Annotated in this window: 1 protein-coding gene; it reads right to left on the bottom strand. The window is 67.2% G+C overall.

Annotated features, from left to right (window positions below; translation table 11 throughout):
- Nucleotides 1-311: 311 nt before the first annotated feature.
- The coding region (rho, locus tag A7A76_RS15795) for a transcription termination factor Rho (RefSeq protein ID WP_206412082.1) at nucleotides 312-1,936 on the bottom strand (1,625 nt) is incomplete at its 5' end.

Here is a 1,936-nt window from a genome sequence, read left to right on the forward strand (position 1 = left end):
TCCACGGCTTTATCCAGGCATGACGCTGAAGTCTCTGGATCCCCGCCTTCGCGGGGATGACGGGTGAGAATGGTGCCGCGAACCCGAAAGAGACGCCGCGGAAGAAGTGCGGCGGACCCCACCTATCGTCATGCCCGCGAAGGCGGGCATCCAGGGCTTTATCCAGGCATGACTCTGAAGTCTCTGGATCCCCGCTTTCGCGGCTATGACGGCCGAGCACGCATAGCGAGAACGCCCCGGCACGACCGCAGCGCCAACGAAAAAGCCCCCGCACGAAGCGAGGGCTTTTCGGTCGAGCCGAACGATCCGGCTCAGCGCTTCATCGAACTGAAGAACTCGTCGTTCGACTTGGTCGTCTTCATCTTGTCCAGCAGGAACTCCATCGCGCCGATCTCGTCCATGCCGTGCAGCAGCTTGCGCAGGATCCAGATCTTCTGCAGCAGTTCCGGCTCGATCAGCAGGTCTTCGCGGCGCGTGCCCGAACGGTTGATGTCGATCGCCGGGTACACGCGCTTTTCGGCGATGCGGCGGTTCAAGTGGACTTCCGAGTTGCCGGTGCCCTTGAACTCTTCGTAGATCACCTCGTCCATCTTGCTGCCGGTGTCGATCAGGGCGGTGGCGATGATCGTCAGCGAACCGCCTTCCTCGACGTTGCGCGCGGCGCCGAAGAAGCGCTTGGGACGGTGCAGGGCGTTGGCGTCGACGCCGCCCGACAGCACCTTGCCCGAGCTCGGCACGACGTTGTTGTAGGCGCGGGCCAGGCGGGTGATCGAGTCGAGCAGGATCACCACGTCCTTCTTGTGTTCGACCAGGCGCTTGGCGCGCTCGATCACCATCTCGGCGACCTGCACGTGGCGCGCGGCGGGTTCGTCGAAGGTCGAGGAAACCACTTCGCCGCGCACGGTGCGCTGCATTTCGGTCACTTCTTCCGGACGCTCGTCGACCAGCAGCACGATCAGGTGCACGTCGGGATGGTTGTGGGTGATCGCCGTGGCGACCTGCTGCATCATCATGGTCTTGCCGGCCTTCGGCGGCGACACGATCAGCGCGCGCTGGCCTTTGCCCTGCGGCGCCATCAGGTCGAGGATGCGGCCGGTGATGTCCTCGGTGGACCCGTCGCCGCGCTCCAGGCGAAAGCGCTTGCGCGGGAACAGCGGGGTCAGGTTCTCGAACAGGACCTTGTTCTTCGACGCTTCCAGCGGCTCGCCGTTGATGCTGTCGACCACCGACAGGGCGAAGTAGCGTTCGCCGTCCTTGGGGAAGCGGATGCGGCCGGAGAGGTGGTCGCCGGTGCGCAGGTTGAAGCGGCGGATCTGGCTGGGCGAGATGTAGGTATCGTCCGGGCCGGCCAAATAGCTGGCCTCGGCCGCGCGCAGGAAGCCGAAGCCGTCGGGCAGGATTTCCAGCACGCCGTCGGCGGCGACGCCTTCGCCGTGGCGGGTCAGCACCTTGAGCAGCGCGAAGATCACGTCCTGCTTGCGCGCGCGGGCGACGCCTTCCTGGATGCTCAGCTGGTCGGCCAGGTCGAGCAGCTTCGGCGCCGGCATGCGCTTGAGGTCGCCGAGCGAGTACTGCGGGAAGCCCTCGGGCACCTGCGGGTGCGGGCGCGGGACGAAGTTCTCGCCGTTGTCGCCGAAATCCTCGCCGCCGTTGCCGCCGCGCTGCTGCTGGCGGTTGTTGCGGTCGCGCTCGCGGCGGTTGCGGAAGCGGTCGCGACGGTTGTTGCCGCCGCGGTTGTTGTCGTAACCGCCATCGCGCTGCTGGCCGCCCTGGTTCTGCTGGCCTTGCTGCTGCGGGTTGTTGGACGCGCCGCCGCCTTCGTTGGCGTGGCCGTTGTTGGAGGCGCCGTGGTTCTGCGGCGCGGCGGTCTCGGCGGCGCCGGAGGCGGCCGGAGCGGACTCGCCGGCGCTGGCGGCCGGAGCGGACGCGGCGGCCT

The sequence above is a fragment of the Lysobacter enzymogenes genome (assembly GCF_017168095.1).
Classification (GTDB): domain Bacteria; phylum Pseudomonadota; class Gammaproteobacteria; order Xanthomonadales; family Xanthomonadaceae; genus Lysobacter; species Lysobacter enzymogenes_D.